The sequence below is a fragment of the Bradyrhizobium sp. Arg816 genome, from assembly GCF_029989365.1.
Lineage (GTDB): Bacteria > Pseudomonadota > Alphaproteobacteria > Rhizobiales > Xanthobacteraceae > Bradyrhizobium.
Window position 1 is genome coordinate 83,285 of the sequence record NZ_JAPRAQ010000003.1, and the last position, 18,854, is coordinate 102,138.

At 65.3% G+C, this 18,854-nt stretch carries 17 protein-coding genes; 12 read left to right on the plus strand and 5 right to left on the minus strand.

Annotated features, from left to right (window positions below):
* The first annotated feature begins 66 nt into the window (after positions 1-66).
* A complete protein-coding gene (locus OWC48_RS09025; RefSeq protein ID WP_282519671.1) occupies positions 67-1,728 on the plus strand; it encodes a tannase/feruloyl esterase family alpha/beta hydrolase in 1,662 nt (553 codons plus the stop codon).
* A 153-nt stretch (positions 1,729-1,881) separates the two neighbouring features.
* Here OWC48_RS09025 and OWC48_RS09030 read toward each other — a convergent pair whose 3' ends face one another.
* Both OWC48_RS09030 and OWC48_RS09035 read right to left on the minus strand, forming a co-directional pair.
* Positions 1,882-3,495, minus strand: coding sequence for a DHA2 family efflux MFS transporter permease subunit (locus OWC48_RS09030; protein WP_282519672.1), 1,614 nt, complete (start codon positions 3,493-3,495; stop codon positions 1,882-1,884).
* Positions 3,443-4,702 carry an HlyD family secretion protein gene (locus OWC48_RS09035; RefSeq protein ID WP_282519673.1) on the minus strand — a complete coding sequence of 420 codons (1,260 nt, stop codon included), beginning with the start codon at positions 4,700-4,702 and terminating at the stop codon, positions 3,443-3,445. Before OWC48_RS09035 ends, OWC48_RS09030 begins: the two co-directional genes overlap by 53 nt.
* 91 nt (positions 4,703-4,793) lie before the next feature.
* Between OWC48_RS09035 and OWC48_RS09040 the strand changes: the two genes are divergently transcribed.
* The 7 genes from OWC48_RS09040 (at position 4,794) to OWC48_RS09070 (ending at position 12,472) form a co-directional block, all read left to right on the plus strand.
* The gene (locus OWC48_RS09040) at positions 4,794-5,447 is read left to right on the plus strand and encodes a TetR/AcrR family transcriptional regulator (protein WP_282519674.1); all 654 of its coding nucleotides are present in this window, start codon (positions 4,794-4,796) and stop codon (positions 5,445-5,447) included.
* Positions 5,448-5,492: 45 nt separating this feature from the next.
* Positions 5,493-5,942, plus strand: coding sequence for a MarR family winged helix-turn-helix transcriptional regulator (locus OWC48_RS09045; RefSeq protein ID WP_282519675.1), 450 nt, complete (start codon positions 5,493-5,495; stop codon positions 5,940-5,942).
* A 10-nt stretch (positions 5,943-5,952) separates the two neighbouring features.
* Positions 5,953-6,723 (plus strand): enoyl-CoA hydratase, encoded by a 771-nt coding sequence (locus OWC48_RS09050; RefSeq protein ID WP_282519676.1) that lies wholly within the window; start codon positions 5,953-5,955, stop codon positions 6,721-6,723.
* Between the two features lie 121 nt (positions 6,724-6,844).
* On the plus strand, positions 6,845-8,926 hold the full coding sequence (locus OWC48_RS09055; RefSeq protein WP_282519677.1) for a methyl-accepting chemotaxis protein: 2,082 nt from the start codon (positions 6,845-6,847) through the stop codon (positions 8,924-8,926).
* A gap of 117 nt (positions 8,927-9,043) precedes the next feature.
* A complete protein-coding gene (locus OWC48_RS09060; RefSeq protein WP_282519678.1) occupies positions 9,044-9,982 on the plus strand; it encodes a dihydrodipicolinate synthase family protein in 939 nt (312 codons plus the stop codon).
* Between the two features lie 397 nt (positions 9,983-10,379).
* Positions 10,380-11,780, plus strand: a complete 1,401-nt coding sequence (locus OWC48_RS09065) for a selenium-binding protein SBP56-related protein (RefSeq protein WP_282519679.1) — start codon at positions 10,380-10,382, stop codon at positions 11,778-11,780.
* An 83-nt stretch (positions 11,781-11,863) separates the two neighbouring features.
* The gene (locus OWC48_RS09070) at positions 11,864-12,472 is read left to right on the plus strand and encodes a hypothetical protein (RefSeq protein WP_282520073.1); all 609 of its coding nucleotides are present in this window, start codon (positions 11,864-11,866) and stop codon (positions 12,470-12,472) included.
* 3 nt (positions 12,473-12,475) lie between these two features.
* Here the strand turns inward: OWC48_RS09070 and OWC48_RS09075 are convergent, their stop codons facing one another.
* From OWC48_RS09075 to OWC48_RS09085, 3 genes are read right to left on the minus strand one after another with little or no spacing between them, the layout of a single operon-like run.
* The gene (locus OWC48_RS09075) at positions 12,476-13,174 is read right to left on the minus strand and encodes a DUF1045 domain-containing protein (protein ID WP_282519680.1); all 699 of its coding nucleotides are present in this window, start codon (positions 13,172-13,174) and stop codon (positions 12,476-12,478) included.
* Positions 13,175-13,192: 18 nt separating this feature from the next.
* The gene (locus tag OWC48_RS09080) at positions 13,193-14,386 is read right to left on the minus strand and encodes an alpha-D-ribose 1-methylphosphonate 5-triphosphate diphosphatase (RefSeq protein ID WP_282519681.1); all 1,194 of its coding nucleotides are present in this window, start codon (positions 14,384-14,386) and stop codon (positions 13,193-13,195) included.
* Entirely contained in the window at positions 14,383-15,054 is a 672-nt protein-coding gene (locus tag OWC48_RS09085; protein WP_282519682.1) for a chloramphenicol acetyltransferase, read from the minus strand. Before OWC48_RS09085 ends, OWC48_RS09080 begins: the two co-directional genes overlap by 4 nt.
* A gap of 174 nt (positions 15,055-15,228) precedes the next feature.
* Here OWC48_RS09085 and phnC point away from each other — a divergent pair, with 174 nt between their 5' ends.
* The 4 genes from phnC (at position 15,229) to phnE (OWC48_RS09105) (ending at position 18,839) form a co-directional block, all read left to right on the plus strand.
* Positions 15,229-16,038 (plus strand): phosphonate ABC transporter ATP-binding protein, encoded by an 810-nt coding sequence (gene phnC / locus OWC48_RS09090; RefSeq protein WP_282519683.1) that lies wholly within the window; start codon positions 15,229-15,231, stop codon positions 16,036-16,038.
* Positions 16,039-16,097: 59 nt separating this feature from the next.
* Positions 16,098-17,033 carry a phosphonate ABC transporter substrate-binding protein gene (phnD, locus tag OWC48_RS09095; protein WP_282519684.1) on the plus strand — a complete coding sequence of 312 codons (936 nt, stop codon included), beginning with the start codon at positions 16,098-16,100 and terminating at the stop codon, positions 17,031-17,033.
* 76 nt (positions 17,034-17,109) lie between these two features.
* On the plus strand, positions 17,110-17,994 hold the full coding sequence (phnE, locus tag OWC48_RS09100) for a phosphonate ABC transporter, permease protein PhnE (protein ID WP_282519685.1): 885 nt from the start codon (positions 17,110-17,112) through the stop codon (positions 17,992-17,994).
* Positions 17,991-18,839: a phosphonate ABC transporter, permease protein PhnE gene (phnE, locus tag OWC48_RS09105; protein WP_282519686.1), complete on the plus strand. Its 849-nt coding sequence runs from the start codon at positions 17,991-17,993 to the stop codon at positions 18,837-18,839. The genes phnE (OWC48_RS09100) and phnE (OWC48_RS09105) overlap by 4 nt, the downstream gene beginning before the upstream one ends.
* The last annotated feature ends 15 nt before the right edge of the window (positions 18,840-18,854 follow it).

Consider the following 18,854-nt stretch of genomic DNA (forward strand, 5'->3'; position numbering starts at 1 on the left):
GCGAAGGTTGCATTCAATGCGGCCAACTGACCAAATCCAATAAACAGCGAACGCCGGGTGGAAACGATGACGCGAAAGAGAGCGAAGCTCTGTGCATGGCTCGTGGGTGCGATAGCCGCCATGAGCGCGAGCAGCACGTTCGCCGCGACGCTGGCGGAGGATGCGGATACGGTCTGCAAAGGGCTCATCGGCGGCGCCGATGCCGTGAAGATCGATTCCGCGACATTGCTGGCACCGTCACCTCTCGCGGTCGCCGAACGCGGGCCGACGCCGTCGGGGCGCGTCACGCCCGCCAATCCCGCCTTTTGCAAGGTGCTCGGCCATATCGACCCCATTGATCCCAAGGCGCCGCCGATCAAGTTTCAGGTCAACCTTCCCGTCGAATGGAACGGGCGCTCCGTCCAGTATGGCGGCGGCGGCTTCAACGGCGTGCTGATCACCGGCCTTGGGCTGCCGCCGGCCTATCCGTTTGACAAGCCGTCGCCGCTGACGCGCGGTTTTGTCACCTACGGCACCGATTCCGGCCATGAGTCCAAGCCGGGCGAGCCGCCGCAGGTCTTCGCACTCAACGACGAAGCCTTCGAGAATTTCGCTCACCGCGCCTACAAGAAGGTGCGCGACGCTTCTGTCGCGCTGATGGAGCGCGCCTACGGCAAGAAGCCGGAAAAAACATACTTCATGGGCTCGTCCGAGGGCGGGCGCGAAGGCCTGACCATGGCTCAGCGCTACCCCGACGATTTCGACGGCATCTTCGCCCGCGTGCCCGTGATCAACTGGGTCGGCCTGCAGCATGCCGGTACGCGCTCGGGCCTTGTGACCATGGGCGAGGGCTGGATCAATCCGGCGCAGGTCAAGCTCTTTGCCGGTGCGGTGCGGTCGGCCTGCGACAAGGCCGACGGCTCCGATAACACGCTGGTGCACGATCCCGTGGCCTGCAAGGCGGCGTTCAAGGTCGAGACGTTGCGCTGCGAGGCCGGCAAGACGGGCGACCAGTGCCTCACCGAGGCGCAGATGAAGGCCGTGAACACGCTGCACGCGACCTACAAATTCCCGTTTCCGCTCGCCAATGACCTCGATGACTATCCGGGCTGGGGCGTCTCGGGCGAGGACACGCCGGCGATCGGTCCGACCGGCGGTTGGTCCGCGTGGTGGCTCGGCAGCGCGCCGCCGGCGCAGCCGCCCGCACCCAACAACGGCATCGCTTGGATCTACGGCGCCGGCGGCATTCAATATGTGTTCGCCCGCGATCCCAAGCTCGACGTCAGCACCTACAAGGTGGAGGACCACAAGGCGCGGCTGATCGAGGTCTCGAGCCTGATGGATTCGACCGACCCCGATCTCAGCCGTTTTCGCGGCCGCGGCGGCCGGCTGATCGTGCTCGAGCACATGGCCGACTATGCCCAGAGCCCCTATGCCGGCATCCGCTATTTCGAGAGCGTCGAGCGCAAGCTCGGCAAGGCCGAGACGGCGGAATTCGCGCGGCTCTACACCGCGCCCGGCGTCGACCATGTCGGCTCCGGCGCGCCGGCCAATGTCGACATGCTGAGCGCGTTGGTGGATTGGGTCGAGAAGGGCAACGCGCCCGGCGATCTCGAAGTCAGCGAGCAGAAGGTCGAGGCGCCGTCGTTTGCCGTGTTGCGCGCAATGCCGCTGTGCCGCTGGCCATCCTGGCCGCGTTACAAGAGCGGCCCGGTGGCGGAGGCGGCGAGCTTCACCTGCGCGCCGTGAGGCGGCTCTTCACCTCTCCCGCTTGCGGGGAGAGGTCGGATCGCTCTTGCGATCCGGGTGAGGGGGTACAGGTCCCTCGACGATCTCACGTGTGGAGAGAGGCCCCTCACCCCGACCTCTCCCCGTAAGAACGGGGAGAGGGGGAAGAAGAGCCTAATGCGCCGGCCCACCGGCCGCCTTCACGCGCTGGGTCAGCACCACCGCGATCGCGGCGATCACCAGCACGATACCGATCACCGCAAACGCATCGGAATAGCCCATCACCAGCGCCTGGCGTTTCACCGTCTTGCCGAGCGCGATGATGGCCTGCTCGCGCGCGGCGTGGGGGTCGGGCACGCCGTGGGCCATGAAGTAATCCGTCATCTGCGCGATGCGGGTGCGGACTTCCTCGCGGCCGAGCGTGACCGACTGGCCGATGATGTTGGAGTGGAACTGCTCGCGCTTGGTGATGATGGTCGCGAGCGTCGCCGTGCCGATCGCGCCGCCGAGATTGCGGAACATGTTGCTGATGCCGGAGGCCGCGGCCGCGTCCTGCGGCGCGATGCCGCCGGTCAACACCGAGGTCAGCGGCGTCAGCACCATGGCCTGTCCCACGGCACGCACGATGTTCGGAATCCAGAGCTGGTCGCCGGCATAGTCCGGCGACATCGCCGTGTTCATGAAACAACTATAGGCGAAGATCAGAAGGCCGGTGATGGCGATGTAGCGCGTGTCGAAGCGCTGCATCAGCTTCGGGATCAGCGGGATCAGCACGAGCTGCGGAAGGCCGGTCCAGGCCAACACGTTGCCGATCTGCTCGGCATTGTAGCCTTGGGCCTGGCCGAGATAGGCGGGCAGGATATAGACCGAGCCGAACAGCGCGAAGCCGACCATCGTCATCGCAACGGTGCCAAAGCCGAAATTGCGCTGCGTCAGGAGGCGCAGCCGGATCAGCGGCTTTTCGATCGTGAGCTCGATCGTGACGAACAGCGTCAGGCTGACGGCCGCAATCACGGCGAGCTTGACGATGAAGGGCGAGGAGAACCAGTCGTCCTTGTTGCCTTCTTCCAGCACGGCCTGCAGTGCCGACAGCCCGATCGCCATGGTGAAGATGCCGGCCCAGTCGCCTTCCTTCAACAGACCGAGCTGCATCTTCTGCTTCTCCAGCGTCAGATAGAGCGCCGCGACCATCACCGCTGTCGGGATCACGTTGACGAAGAAGATGGTACGCCAGCCGTAGTTCTCCGTGAGATAGCCGCCGATGGTCGGGCCGATCGCCGGGGCAAAGGTGACTGACAGCGCGAAGATCGCGAGCCCCACCGGTTGCTGCGGCTTCGGCAGCTTGGTCAGCACCAGCGTGAACGCCATCGGGATCAGCACGCCGCCGGCAAAGCCCTGCAGGCCGCGCATCGCGATCATCGACGGCAAATCATGGGTGAAGGCACAGGCGACCGAGAACGCGGCGAACAGCGTCGCGCTCGCCAGCATGTAGCGGCGGAACGAGAACACGCGGCTCAAAAAATCAGTCAGCGGGATCACGATGATCTCGCCGATCAGATACGACGTCGAGATCCAGGAGCCGTTGTCGGCGCCGGTGCCGATGCCGCCCTCGATGTTGGCCAGCGAGGCATTGGTGATCTGGATGTTCAGGATCGCCATGAACGAGCCGATCATGGCGGCGAGCACGGCGATCCAGATCGCGGCACTCGCGCGGTTGGGGTCGGCTATCGCCGGATCAGGCGTCGCGACCGGTGTTGCTGGCGTCGAAAGTGAGAGGCTGTTTGACATGGCACGACCCTCCGGAAACGAGCTTCGCCTTTACGTTTGTCTTGGGCGTCACGGCCGCATTCGCGGTCGGCGCGGTCGAACGTGTTGCAATGGTCGGGATCACGGACATGCCGGGCCGCAGCGCGATCGCAGAGTGCGTTTCGGCATCGAGCGCGATCTTGACGGGGATGCGCTGCACCACCTTGGTGAAATTGCCGGTGGCGTTGTCGGGCGGCAGTAGCGCGAATTCCTGGCCGCTGGCCGGCGCGATGGAATCGACGTGACCGTGAACGACCTGACCGGGGAAGGTGTCGACCTCGATATCGACGGCCTGGCCGGCCTGCACGTGGGTCAGCTGCGTCTCCTTGAAATTGGCGACCACATAGGCGCCCTCGGCCGGCACGATCGCCATCAGCTGCGTGCCCGCCTGCACGAACTGGCCGACGCGCAAGGAGCGGTTGCCGACCACGCCGTCGATCGGGGAGACGATCGTGGTGTAGCCGAGATTGAGCTCGGCCTGACGCTGGAGTGCGGCCGCGCGTGCGGCGGCGGCCCTGGCTTGCAATATCTCGGCGTTGAGGAGATCGACCTGCTTCAAGGCGGAGGTGAGATTGGCGATATCGCGCTGGATTGCCGCGTCTGCGCCGGCGTCGCGCGCTTGCGCCTGCTGCGCGTTCTGCACGCTGCCGAAACCCGTTGCCGCAAGATCGGTGTAGCGCTTGTTCTCCTGCTTGGCGAAAACCTTCGCGGCAGTGTCGACATCGATGGTCGCTCTTGCCGCCGCGATCACGGCCTCTTGGACCTCGAGCTGCGCTTGCTTGCTTGTCACCGTCGCATTCGCTGCGGCGACATCGGCCTTGGCCTGGTCGAGCGCGACGCGGAAGTCGCGGTCGTCGATCCTGGCGAGCACCTGGCCGGCCTTCACATGCTCGTTATCGCCGACCAGGACGCGGTCGAGGTAGCCGCTGACCTTCGGCGCGATCGTGGTGTTGTCGGCCTTCACATAGGCGTCATCGGTGGAGACGAGGTACTGCCCGACGGTCCAGTAATCGTAGCCGTACCAGCTCGCGCCGGCCAGCGCGACGATCGCGGCACCCATCAGCAACAGCTTGCGGAGATTGAGCTTTTGCCGGCGGACGCCGGTCGGTGCGGTGGGCAGCACGCCCTCCGGCACGGTCGCTGGAATAGCGGTTTGGGTCGCAGCAGATGGGGTGGTGTGGACGGACATGGCCGGCTCCCCTGAATTAGGAAACTTGACGATTTCCAAAATGAGACTAGCTTTGGAATTGTCAATGGAATGACAGGCGTCATTTAAAAGCATGGCTCAGGCAAAACCCTCAGGTGAATGCCGCCCCCGCGGGCGGCCACAACTGCGCAGCGACGAGGAGACGAGGCGGATCGTCTTCGACGCCGCGCGCCACGCCTTCGCCGTCGACGGCTATGCCGCGACCAGCACCGAAGAGCTGGCACGCCGCGCCGGCATCTCGACCAAGACGCTCTATCGCCTGTTTCCGGGCAAGGCCGCGCTGTTCGAGGCGATGTGCGCGGACAGGCTCGAGCGGCTGCTCTCCGCCGTCGATCTGCAAGGAAGCGACGAGGTCGATATCGAGACGGGCCTGCGTGCCGCGTTGCTGGCCTGCGCCGATCTCGCGCTCGATCCCGAGGTCGTGGCGCTGCAGCGCATGGTGCTGCAGGAATCCGCCGCGTTCCCCGAGCTCGCCGCCAACTTCTACAACAACGGCATTTCCCGCACCGTGAAGGCGCTTGCCGGCTGGCTGCGCGTCCAGGTCAAGCGCAAGCGCATCGCCATCGACGATGCGGAGGAAGTTGCCGGCATGCTGATCGGCATGGTCGCATCGGCGCCGCAGCGCGCGGCGATCTATGGCGGCATGCCGCTGCCGTCACGCAAGCAGATCGAGCGCCGCGTGCAGACCTGCGCGGTCCTGTTCCTCGATGGCTGCCGCGCCGCGTAGCGGTCTCCCTTTGACAATCCGGTTCGGCTCGGTTATCTATTTCGCATGCGAAATAAAGAAGCCGCAGCGAGGCATCATCGGCTTATTTACCTCCTGAACGTCGCACAGCGCCGCTTGCAGCGCTGGATGGCGGCGCAGCCGCAGAACGAGGTCACGCCGGCACAGGCGGGGCTGTTGTTCATCCTCGGCAAGCAGGACGGCGTCCTGATGGGCGAGGCAGGCGCTGCGCTCGACATGGGGCCGGCCGGCATCTCAGGCCTCGTCGATCGCAGTGCTGCGGCGAGGCTGGTCGAGCGGCGGGCCGATCGTGAGGACGGTCGGGCCTGGCGCGTATGGCTGACGCCGAAGGGGCGCACCGTGCTGGCGCAGGCGAAGACCGATGCGGCGCAGATCAACGCGGCGCTGACGGACGGATTTACCGGCGCGGAGATCGACATCGTCGCGCGCTGGCTGACCAGCATTCAGACGAAGTTTCCAAGAGACCCAGAGGAATAAGGAGAGAGCAATGACCGAGCACGTCCGGATCGAGAACAACAACGGAATTCTCACCCTCACGCTGGCGCGTCCCGACAAGAAGAATGCGCTGACGGATGCGATGTACGGCAAGCTCGCCGACACCATCGAATCCGCCGAGTTCGATCCGTCCGCCCGCGTGATCCTGATCCGCGGCGAGGGCGATATGTTCACCGCCGGCAACGATGTGGGCGAATTCGCCGCCGTCGCAGCCGGCAAGTCCGAAGGCAGCCGCAACGTCGTGCGCTTCATCCAGTCGCTGGCGCGCTGCACCCGGCCGCTGGTCGCCGCTGTGCAGGGCCGCGCCGTCGGCGTCGGCACCACGATGCTGCTGCATTGCGACCTCGTCGTGCTCGCCGACAACGCGCAATTGTCGACGCCCTTCGTCAGCCTCGCGCTGGTGCCGGAGGCCGCCTCCAGCCTGCTGATGCCGGCACGCATCGGCTATGCCCGCGCCTACGAGATGTTCGCGCTGGGCGAGACCGTACCGGCCAGGTCGGCGCTGGAATGGGGCCTTGCCAACCGCGTGGTGCCGCTCGGCAAGCTCGATGCCGAGGCGCTTGCGCTCGCCCAGCGTCTTGCCCGCCAGCCGGCCGGCGCGCTCACGGCCACCAAGAAGCTGATGCGCAATGGCGAGGCTCTGGTCGCGCAGATGCAGGCCGAAGGCGAGCAATTTGCCCAGCGCCTGCGCACGGCGGAAGCGCGTGAGGCCTTCACCGCTTTCGCCGAGCGCCGGCCGCCGGATTTCACCAAGGTCGCCTGATTTCGCTAGTCTTAAAGCGCTTACAGACCGGGCACTCCCGGCAATTTGACTAAAACCTTAACCGATCCTTGGCATGTCGCAATGCAGGGTGGCCGGCAATACAATGCAGGCCCCCTGACTCATGGCAATGTTTAAGAAATCGGTAAGCTCGCTTCTTCTGACCTTGATGGCTCTGCTTGCGGCCGGTGCGCTGGCCTCTACGGCGATCCAGATGTTCGGAGCGTTCGGTCGCTACAGCGACAGTCTCGAGACGGCGCGGCTCGCCGCTGCCGACAAGGCGATCTTCCATGGCGTGCTCGCGTTGCGCAACAATCGTGGCGATGCCCAGAGCGCCATCCTTGGCGAGGACGATCCCAAGGCAAAACTCGCCGAAGCCGAAAAGGCCGAGCAGGGCGGCTATGAAGGGATCAGCGCTGCACTCTCGACCGTCGATTTCGCACGCCGCGACGAGCTCGCCGGCACGCTGAAGCAGCGCTGGAACGAAGCCGCGCCGCAATTCCAGCTGTTCTACGACGAGGCCAAGCTTCCGCGCGCCGAGCGCAAGATGGAGCGAACCAATTCCTGGTACGACGCCGTCACCAAGGTCATCGATACGGCGAACCTCGCCTCCACCGCGGTGTCGAACCGCGCCTGGATGAACGATCCCTACATCGCCCGCATGATTCAGGTCCGCCGCTTCGCCTGGCAGGTGCGCGACCGTTATGGGGTCCATTGTTCGTCGCTTCGATCGAACATCAACAGCAGCAAGCCGCTCGACGACGCCCAGAAGCGGTCGGTGGCGCAATGGGACGGCACGATCGCCTCCGGCTGGGCGGGCATGGCCGAGTTGCTGGCTGCGCCCGACGTGACGGCGGAGCTGGTGACGGCAGCGTCGGACGCGAAGACCAAGACCGATGGCGTCCTGAAGCAGATCGGCGATCTCACCAAGAATCTCGACGGCAGCGGCAAGCCCGCGATGCCCGCGTCGGAGTGGAACACGCTGTGCCAGTCGCCGTTCCCGCTCATTGTCGGGGTCGCGACCAAAGCGCTGGATCAGTCGATCGCGCGTGCCGAGGCCGTGCAGGCCAAGGCCCTCACCAATCTCATCGTGCAGTCGCTCGCGTTTCTGCTCGCGCTCGCCGTGACCCTCGCCGGCGTGTACGTGGTGCGCAATCGCCTGATGCGCCCGGTCCGCGCCATCCTCGACGCCATCGCGCGAATCGGCGCCCGCGATTACGCGACGCCGGTGCCGCAGTCGAAATATCCGGACGAGTTCGGGACCATGGCTGCCGCGCTCGAGAGCCTGCGCGAGAGCGCGGCGACCGCCGAGCGGCTGGGCCAGGAACGCGAATCGCAGCAGGCGCTGCAACTCGCCCGTTCCGGTACCGTGGACGACGCGTGCCGCAGCTTCGACGACACCGTGCAGGCGGTGATCCACAGCGTCGCTGCATCGACGAGGGACCTCGATGCCACCGCGACCGATGTGCGCACGCTGGTTTCGGAATCGACCAGCCAGACCGCGGCAGTCTCGTCCGCGGCCGAGCAGGCCACCAACAATCTCGAGACCATCGCGGCCGCGACCGAGGAACTCTCCGCATCCGTCGGCGAAATCTCCGCACAGGTGCAGTTGAGCGCCCGCGAGGCGCGCGAGGCCGTTTCGCAGGCCGAGCGGACCAACGCGACGGTCGAGATCCTCGATCAGACCGCGAGCCGGATCGGCGAGGTCGTGAAGATGATCAACGCCATCGCCGGTCAGACCAATCTCCTGGCGTTGAATGCGACCATCGAAGCGGCGCGAGCGGGCGAGGCCGGCCGTGGCTTTGCCGTGGTCGCCGGCGAGGTCAAGAGCCTCGCCGCGCAGACCGCAACCGCAACCGAAGAAATCTCGCGCCAGGTCGAGGAGATCCAGGGCGCGACGGGCCAGGCCGTGACCGCCATCCGCTCGATCGGGGGCGCCATCAGCGGCATCGACGAGAAGATGACGGCGATCGCAGCCGCCGTCGAGGAGCAGCGCGCGGCCACCACCGAGATCTCGCGCAACTTCCAGCAGGCAGCCCAGGGCACCCGCGAGGTCACCGACACCATCGGCAGCGTCGCCAGGCTCAACCAGGAAACCGGCAATGCCGGCACGGTGCTGTCCGAATCCGTGAAGAAGATGTCGGGCGATGCCGATCGTCTTCGCGTCGCGGTCGAGGGCTTTTTAGGGGCCGTGAAGACCGCATAACTTCGATCGTCATCCGTCTAGGCGTCGTGCGAACGGCATTGCCGCCGCTTCACGCGGCGGGTACATCTGTGCGGCTGCGGGAGCGCAGCAACAGACGTATCAAGGATGGAGAGTTCGATGCCGGCCACCCCACACAACGCCCAGCGCCCCTATCGCGGCGTGTTCCCGGTCGCGCCCACCATCTTCGACGAGCGCGGCGAGCTCGACCTCGAGGGCCAGCGCCGCTGCATCGATTTCATGATCGATGCGGGCTCGAATGGTCTCTGCATCCTCGCCAATTTCTCCGAGCAGTTCGTGCTCACCGATGCCGAGCGCGAAACCGTGATGCATGCGGTGCTGGAGCACGTCGCGGGCCGGGTTCCCGTGATCGTCACCACGACGCATTTCAGCTCCGCCGTCTGCGCCGCGCGCAGCCAGCAGGCCGAGGCGGCGGGGGCCGCCATGGTCATGGTGATGCCGCCCTATCACGGCGCGACCTTCCGCGTGCCCGAGAAAGGCATCGTCGAATTCTTCAAGGTGCTCTCTGGCGCGATCAACATTCCGATCATGATCCAGGACGCGCCTGTCGCCGGAACGCCGCTGTCGGTCGAGCTGCTCGCGCGGCTGGCGCGCGACTTCGCCAACATCCGCTATTTCAAGATCGAGGTGCCGGGCGCGGCGGCAAAGCTGCGCGGCCTGATCGAGGCGGGCGGCAAGGATATCGAGGGACCGTGGGACGGCGAGGAAGCCATCACGCTGCTCGCCGATCTCGACGCCGGCGCCACCGGCGCGATGACGGGCGGCGGCTATCCCGACGGCATCCGCCAGATCGTCGATCCCTATTTCGCCGGCAAGCGCGAGGAGGCAAAGGCCGCCTATGAGCGCTGGCTGCCGCTGATCAACTATGAAAACCGCCAATGCGGCCTGATCGCCTGCAAGGCCATGATGCAGGCCGGCGGCGTGATCAAATCGGACGCCGTGCGCCATCCGCTCCAGCAGCTGCACCCGGCGACGCGGGCTGGGCTGCTGGAGCTCGCGAAGGAGCGGGATGCGCTGGCGTTGCGGTGGGGGAAGTAGCGGGCCACTTGCTCCACTGTCGTCATTGCGAGGCGCGAAGCGACGAAGCAATCCAGAATGTGTCCGCGGAGACAGTCTGGATTGCTTCGCTCCGCTCGCAATGACGGAAACTTGTTGGAGCAATCGCCTTTCCCGACGTCGTCCCGGCCCCCGGTGTGCAATTGCGCACTAGGCCGGGAGGACACCGAGCCTGATCCCGCCGGCTTCCATCGGCTGAAGGCGTCGAATTGGCGCGGTTGGGGCGGTTTCCCGCGGTCCGGCGATGACATATTGTACGCTCCTTGCACGCTCGCCGACTGGGTTCGCGGAGCTTCTCAAGACGTCGCTGAGCGGCTCTTCATTATGCCGCTATTCCGAGCCAGGTTGGAGCGAGCCGACGAAACAGGGAGGCAGTGCCATGACGATGAGGCCGGATCCCACCTTTCACGCATCGCCCAAGCTGGCGATGGAAGCGCCTGCAGAGAACTTTGCCTACACGCTGCTGCTCAGTCCGGATTTCTCAAAGCCGGATGCTCTCGCGGTCATCGACGTCAAGCCGGGATCGCCGATCTACAGCCAAATCGTCCACACGGTGACGATGCCCAACAAGGGCGATGAGTTTCATCACTTCGGCTGGAATGCCTGCTCCTCCGCCTTGTCGCCGCTCGCCGGACATGCCTTCATCGAGCGGCGCTATCTCATCATCCCCGGAATACGCTCGTCGCGGATCTACATCATCGATACCAAGCCCGATCCGACCAAAGCCAAAATCCACAAGATCATCGAGCCCGAGGAAATCTTCAAAAAGACCGGCTACTCGCGGCCGCATACTATCCATTGCGGGCCGGACGGCATCTATGTGAGCACGCTGGGCGGCGGCGGCAAGGACGGCACTAACGGGCCTCCAGGCGTCTTCATCATGGATTGCGAGACGTTCGAGGTCCTTGGACGATGGGAGATCGACCGCGGTCCGCAGACACTGCACTATGATTTCTGGTGGAACCTGCCGCGCGACTACATGGTGACGAGCGAATGGGCGTTGCCGCCGCAGTTCGAGAACGGGATCGTCGCGGAAGATCTGCTGGCGAACAAATATGGCCATCGTCTCCACTTCTGGGATCTCCGCGCCCGTCGCAACGTGCAGACCATCGACCTCGGCGCCAATCATCAGATGGCGCTGGAGGTGCGGCCCGCGCACGATCCGGTTCGCGAATACGGCTTCGTTGGCGTTGTGGTCGACACCACCAACCTCGAAGCATCGATCTGGACCTGGTGGCGCGAAGGCGGAAAATTCCATGCGGAGAAGACGGCGACGATCCCGCCCGAGCCCGCGCCAAAGGAGAAGCTCCCGCCGCTGCTGCAGGGATTTGGCGCCGTGCCGCCGCTGGTGACCGACATCGACCTGTCGATGGATGACCGGTTTCTCTATGTCTCGTGCTGGGGCACGGGTGAAATGCGCCAGTACGATGTGAGTGACCCGCGAAAGCCGAAGCTTGCCGGCTCGGTTCACATCGGCGGCATCGCGCGCCGCACCCCCCATCCGAACGGCAAGGCATTTGCGGCCGGTCCGCAGATGGTCGAGATCAGCCGCGACGGCAAGCGCGTGTACTGGACCAATTCGCTGTATTCCACCTGGGATGACCAATTCTATCCCGATGGAGTTCCGGGCGTGGAAGTCATGGCCAATGTCGGTCGCGACGGCGGCCTCGAACTCGCCAAGGACTATTTCGTGAGCTTCCCCGACGGATATCGTGCGCACCAGATCAGGCTGGAGGGCGGCGATTGTTCGACGGACTCCTTTTGCTACCCGTCGGCCTAGACTGGCAGCACGGGAGTTGGCCGCTCGGCTGGCTGTGGCTCGCTCTTGTCGCGAGCGGTCTCTATCACGGCGTCAATCCGGGAATGGGATGGCCGCTCGCCGTGTCGGCCGGCCTCATGGACAAGAGCCCGCGCGCGCTGTTCCGCGCGTTGTGGGCTCTGGCGGCCGGTCATCTCCTGGCAACATTTCTCGTGCTGCTGCCATTCGCGTTGCTGCTCGTGCTGGCCGAGTGGCAGCGTTCGATCCAGCTCGGTGCGAGCCTTCTCGTCATCGGCTTCGGCGTCTATCGGCTGGTCGAGCGGCGCCATCCGCGCACGCTGGCACGAATTCCGCCCACGCAATTGGCGCTCTGGTCATTCGCCGTTGCCATTGCTCACGGCGCGGCCTTGATGCTCGTGCCGATCTATCTCGGGCTCTGCCAGGCGTTCGAGCTCGATGCCGGCCATGAGGCGGCGGGCGCGCTGATGAAGGCAAGTCTTCTGAAGACAAGTCTCGGGATGGCGGTGCTGGTGTCCCTGGTGCACGTTGTCGCCATGGTCAGTGCCGGCGGATGTCTGGCATGGCTGGTCTACCGCTATCTGGGATTGAGGTTCGTTGCGCGAAGCTGGTTCAATCTGGATGCAATCTGGGCGACCAGCCTCATTCTGGTTGGCGTCGTGGCGCTCGCCTTTAATCTCGCGAGCTGGCGCTGAGGCCTACTTCGCCAACGCCCACTCGCCGACAAAGCGGAAGCGCGCCCTGGCATCATTCTGCTTGAACAGCGCGATCCGGTCGACCAACAGCGTATCGAGGCCGAGCGTCGCAAACCTCGCGCGCAGCATCTCCAGGATCGGCCCGCGCCGTTCCGCATCCAGCCGTCCCGTCAGCGTCATGTGGAAGCGGAATTCCTCCATCACGTAAGGGTAACCCCAGCGGTCGAGATAGTCGCGCTGCCGCTCGGTGAGCTTGTCGGGCTTGCGCCGCGCGCGGTCCTCCGCCGTCATGGGCGCGCGGAAGTCGTCGAATTCGCGGACGCAATCGGCGGCAAGTTGCTGGAGCGCGCCCACCGGCTCGGTCGGAATCACCGCGATGAAGCCGCTGATGGAGTCGACGACCGGGCGGATTGACGGCATCGGCGGCGCCTTGCCGGCAAAGGCCGCGCAAGCTGCGACGAGCTCGGCTTCAGTCCTGCCGCGCGCCAGCGCCATCGGCGCTTTCAGCGTGCCGTGGAAACCGTATTTGCGGGGATCGGCCGTGACGTCGCGCCAATCCGGCGCAACACGCGATGCGTCGGCAGGGAACGGCACTTCGTCACCGGTGTAGACATCGTAACCGAGCAGCTCGGCGCCGAAGCGGGAGAGGGCGCTGTCGGCGCCGGCGGCAAAGTAGATCGCGTAGCGGGGAAAATCAGTCATCGCCTGAGCATAACCGGTTCAGGCCGCAACGACAGCCTCGCGCGGCGTCGCTGCCGCCGCGAGCAGTCGCGTCGCATCGGTGAGATGCACGAGCTTTCCGCCTGATACCACCGCGATCAGCCGCGGCCGCAGCGGCGCGCTGTCGTCGACCAGCAGCATGTCGGCGCGGCATCCTTCTGCGAGCACGCCGCGATCGGCAAGGCCGGTCGCGCGGGCCGGTCCCGCGGACACCAGGTTCCAGGCCTCGGTCAGCGGCAGCACGCCGTCGGCGGCGAGGCGAAACGCGGCGAGCAGCTGCGCCGGATAGTAATAGTCCGACGCCAGCACCGAGCAGAGCCCCTTCGCGATCATGTCGGATGCCCGGGTCCAGCCGGTATGGCTGCCGCCGCGCACGACATTCGGCGCACCGTAGACGATGGCATCGCCCGCGGCCGCGGCCGCTCGCGCGGTCTCCTCGTTGATCGGAAACTCCGCGATGTCAGCGCCCAGCTCGCGAAACTCCTGCCGCATCGCCGGTGTCGCATCGTCGTGCGAGAGCATCCGCACCTCGGCCGCGCGAGCAGTCGCGGCGAGCCGCGACACGGAAGCCGGCACTTCACTGGCGCGCGAAAGCACACGCTCGACGAGCCGGTCGAATTCCTCGCCCGAGAGGCCGGTGCGCTCGACCATGCGGTTGCGCTTGCGCGGCTTGGCCATGTCGGCAACGGTGCCGTCCATGTGGTCGTTGAAGGCGAACAGGTCGACGCGGCCCTCGGCGAGCCATTGGCCGATCTCGGTCTCGGCATCGAGATTGTAGGTCTCGTGGCGCAGGTGGAAACGCGTGTCGGCGGCGAATTGCGGGCGTTGCCGCTCGATCGCCTCCATCAGGGCGCGCGCATTGCCGGCGCTGCGCAGGCCAGGCTCCCACGAGCAGGTCGTGGCGTGAAACACGGTGGTGATGCCGTTGCTGATCGCCTGGCGGTCACTGTCGGCGAGCGCGACGTCGATCGGGAAGTCGACGCCGGCGCGCGGCATCATCTGCCGTTCGAAGGCATCGCCATGCAGATCGACGATGCCGGGCAGCACCAGCAGGTTGCGCGCATCGATCGCCAGCCGCGCACGGCCGCGAGAGGCATCGACCTGCGCAATGTCCGCGCCGGACACCAGAATGGAAGTTTCGACGAGCTCGGAGCCGATCAGGGCCCGGCCGCCCTCGAGGAAGATGTCTGTCAAGCGACCGCGCTTCGTTTGCTGGCAGGGGAACGGGTGAGGGAGCTTGCCCGTGCTTCATATGCCGAGAGGAATTCTTCAATCCCGAGCTTGCGGAAATCGGGCAGTGCTTCACGCAATTTGTCGTGATCCCAGTCCCACCAGGCGAGCCGGGCCAGCCGTCCGGCGACGTCTTCCGAGAACCGCCGCCGCACGATGCGCGCCGGATTGCCGGCGACGATGGTGTAGGCCGGCACGTCCTTGGTGACGATGGCGCCCGCCGCGATCACGGCGCCGGTGCCGATGTTGCGGCCCGGCAGCACGATCGCGCCATGGCCGATCCAGACGTCATGGCCGATATGGACGTGATGCTGGCGCCGCCAGTCGAAGAACTCGGTGTCGTCGCTCTCGCCTTCGAAGTAGGCGCTGGAACGATAGGTGAAATGCGCCTGCGTGGCGCGATGCATCGGATGATTGCCGGGATTGATGCGCGTCATCGCCGCGATCGAGCAGAATTTTCCGATGGTGGTGTAGGTGATCTGGGCGTCGTTCACGACATAGGAGTAGTCGCCCATCGCGACTTCATGCAGGACGGTGCGCGCGCCGACTTCGGTATAGGTGCCGAGCCTGGTCTCATGCAGCTTCGCCGAGGGGTCGATGGTCGGTTGAACCGAGAGTGTTTTGCCGGCCATGCTACATCCGATAGGTCGAGGGCGGGCGTACCTCTTCGAGCGGCCTGATGACAGCGTCATGACGATGTGATGACAGGGGAGGAGGTGTGTTGGATCGCCGCACCGCGATCCGTGTGTCACACAAGTGTCAAGTGCCAGCGTTAGCGGTGGCAGCCAGCTACTCTGGAGCCCTCTATGCTGGTGGTTGAAGGTCTGACGTGCCGCTTTGGCGCAAAAGCCGCGGTGGACGACGCTTCGTTTCAAATCTCCCCCGGCGGCTTCGTCGGTGTGATCGGGCGCTCCGGCGCTGGCAAGTCGACCATGCTGCGCATGATCAATCGCCTGGCGACGCCGACGCAGGGCCGTATCCTGTTCGACGGCCTCGACGTCACCGCGCTGCGCGGCAAGGAATTGCGGCAGTGGCGGGCGCGCTCGGCGATGATTTTCCAGCAGTTCAACCTGGTCGGCCGGCTCGACGTGTTGACCAACGTCCTGATGGGCCGCCTCGCCACCATGCCGGCGTGGCGCTCGCTGACGCAGACCTGGCCCGAGCACGACAGGGCGCTGGCGATGTCGGCGCTCGAACAGTTCGATATCGCCTCGCTCGCCGCCCAGCGCGCCGACCAGCTCTCCGGCGGCCAGCAGCAGCGCGTTGCGATCGCCCGCGCGCTGGTGCAGCAACCCGACATCATCCTCGCCGACGAGCCGATCGCCTCGCTCGACCCGCGCAACACCAAGATCGTGATGGATGCGCTGCTGCGCATCAACAAGCATTTCGGCATCACGGTGCTCTGCAACCTGCATTCGCTCGATCTGGCGCGCAGCTATTGCGACCGCCTGATCGGCATGGCGCAGGGTCGTGTGGTGTTCGACGGCGCGCCGGCCGAGTTGACCGACCATGTCGCGCGCGAGCTCTACGATCTCGAAGCCTCCGACGTCATGGGCGGAATGCCTGTGCCGGCGCCTGAGGGCGTGCCGGCGCTCGGAACGGCCGCAGCCGCCTGAGCTGCGCCTGTAGTTGCCAATTTTTGCGTCAACCGACCCCAACCGATGAAGAGGGTATCATGATCACTCGCAGACTGGTTCTTGCTGGCGCCGCCGCGCTCGCGTTCACGGCTTCGGCTTCCGCCGACGATTGGAAAGCCAAATATCCCGAACTGACCTTCGCGGTCATTCCGGCGGAAAACGCCTCGGGCGTGACCGAGCGCTGGGCGCCGTTCATGAACTATCTCTCCAAGGAATTGGGCGTGAAGGTCACGCTGCGCATCGCCAACGACTACGCCGCCGTCATCGAAGGCCAGCGCGCCGGCAACATCCATATCGCCAGCTACGGCTCGGCGTCGTTCGCCCGCGCCCGCCTGACCGGCGTCAAGACCGATGCCTTCGCCAACGACATCAACGCCGACGGTTCGACCGGCTACTACTCGGTGTTCTTCGTCAAGGCGAGCAGCCCCTACAAGAGCGTCGACCAGCTCAAGGGCAAGAACCTCGGCCTCGTCGACCCGAACTCGACCTCCGGCAACAACGTGCCGCGCTTCGAGCTCGACAAGATGGGCATCACGGATGCCGACACCTATTTCAGCAAGGTCGTCTTCACCGGCAGCCATGAGAACGCGATCCTGGCACTGGCGCAGGGCACGGTCGACGTTGCGGCCAACCAGTGGACCAGCGATGACGATTCCACGCTGGCGCAGATGCTGACCAAGGGCATGCTGAAGAACGCCGACGGCTCGCCGATGAAGAAGGACGATTTCCGCATCATCCACAAGTCGGCGCCGATCATCAACGGCCCCTACGCTTACAATTCCGACCTGCCGGAAGAGGCCAAGGCGGCGATCGCAAAGGCGTTCTTCGACGCGCCGGCCAAGGACAAGGCGGCCTTCGATCGCCTCCAGGACGGCCAGAAGAAGGGTTTCCATCCCGCCACCACCAAGGACTGGGATGGCACGATCGAGCTGATCAAGTTCGTCGATGCACTGCGTAAGAAGAAGGCGTCCTGAGTTTCAGGACGATAGCACTGGAGCCGGGTCGATGGACCCGGCTCTTTCTCTTTGATCGACCATTTTTCCTGGCCAGATGACCGTCGCGGTTTCGATCCTCCCCGAGCAGCAGCTCGCCGTGCTCAACGCGGCCTATCGCCAGGCGGTCGCGCGCAAGCGGCTCCGACTCCTGTTGGGGCTGGTGATCTTTGCCGCGGCGCTGTTTCTTGCCGCCATCGGCGCGGAAGTGAACCTGCGCACCTTCTTCGCCCATTTCGGCAATTTCATCAGCTATTTCGACCGCATCCTCACGCTCGACAGCGGCCAGCGGGTCTGGACCGATGCCGGCGAGTGGCTGTGGGGCTGGCGCAAATGGCTGAAGATGCTGGGCGAGACGCTGCTGATTTCCTATGTCGGCACGCTGATCGGCGCGACCTTCGCCTTCGCCTTGAACTTCTTTGCGGCCGAGAACACCTCGCCGTCGCCCTGGCTGCGCTTCGTGGTGCGTCGCCTGCTCGAATTCGCCCGCACCGTGCCGGGCATCGTCTTCGCGCTGATCTTCGTGATCGCGTTCGGCCTCGGGCCGATGGCCGGCGTGCTCGCGATCGCGATCCACTCCACCGGCGCGCTCGGCAAGCTGTTCTCCGAGATCGTCGAGAATGCCGACATGAAGCCGGTCGAAGGCATCCGCTCGACCGGCGCGAGCTGGCTCTCCTGCATGCGCTTCGCCGTGGTGCCGCAGGTGACCGCGGGCTATGCCAGCTACGGGCTGCTGCGCTTCGAGATCAATGTCCGCGAGGCCTCCGTCATGGGCTTCGTCGGCGCCGGCGGCATTGGCCAGGAGCTCGTCGTCGCCATCCGCAAGTTCTATTACTCCGACGTCAGTGCCATCCTGCTCACCATCATCATCACGGTCTTCATCATCGACATCACCACGGGCTGGCTGCGCGGCCGTCTGTTCGGCAAGGAGGCACGGACGTGACGGGGCCGCGGCAGGTCGACACGCGAGCGCTTCGCGCGCGCTACCCCGACGTGTTCGACCGCCCCGCCTCGGCGCGGCTCGCGGTGCCGGCGATGATCGTCGCGGCGTTTGCGATCCTGGTCTACGGCCTCGTCGATCTCGACTTCTCACCGTCGCGATTCTTCGCAGGGCTGAGCCAGCTCGGCTGGATCAGCCTGATGATGATCCCGCCCGATCCCGGCTCTTCGCTGCCGGTCTATCTGAAGGCGTTGGGTGAGACGCTGTCGATCGCGCTGCTCGGCACGACGCTCGCCGCGCTGTTCGCGCTTCCGGTCAGTCTGCTGGCCGCGCGCAACGTCATACCCTCGCAGATCCTGCGCTTTCCTATCAGGCGGTTTCTCGATTCGATCCGCGGCGTCGACACGCTGATCTGGGCGCTGGTGTGGATCAATGTGGTCGGGCTCGGTCCGTTCGCCGGTGTGCTCGCCATCGCCGTGTCGGATTTCGGCGCGTTCGGAAAATTGTTTTCGGAGGCGATCGAGGGCGCCGACCAGAAGCAGGTCGAAGGCGTCCGCGCCTCCGGCGGCAGCGCTTTGCACGAGATCCGCTTCGGCCTGCTGCCGCAGGTCCTGCCGGTGATCGCCGGCCAGGTGCTCTATTTCATCGAATCCAACACGCGCTCGGCCACCATCATCGGCATCGTCGGCGCCGGTGGCATCGGCCTCCAGCTCGCCGAGCAGATCCGCGTGCTGGAATGGCAGAGGGTGTCGTTCCTGATCCTGATGATTTTGGTCGCAGTGGCCGCGATCGATTTCATATCGAGCAAGCTGCGGTTTGCGATTATTGGGCGGCGGGCTGTCGCCTGAGCAAAGGTGTCGTAG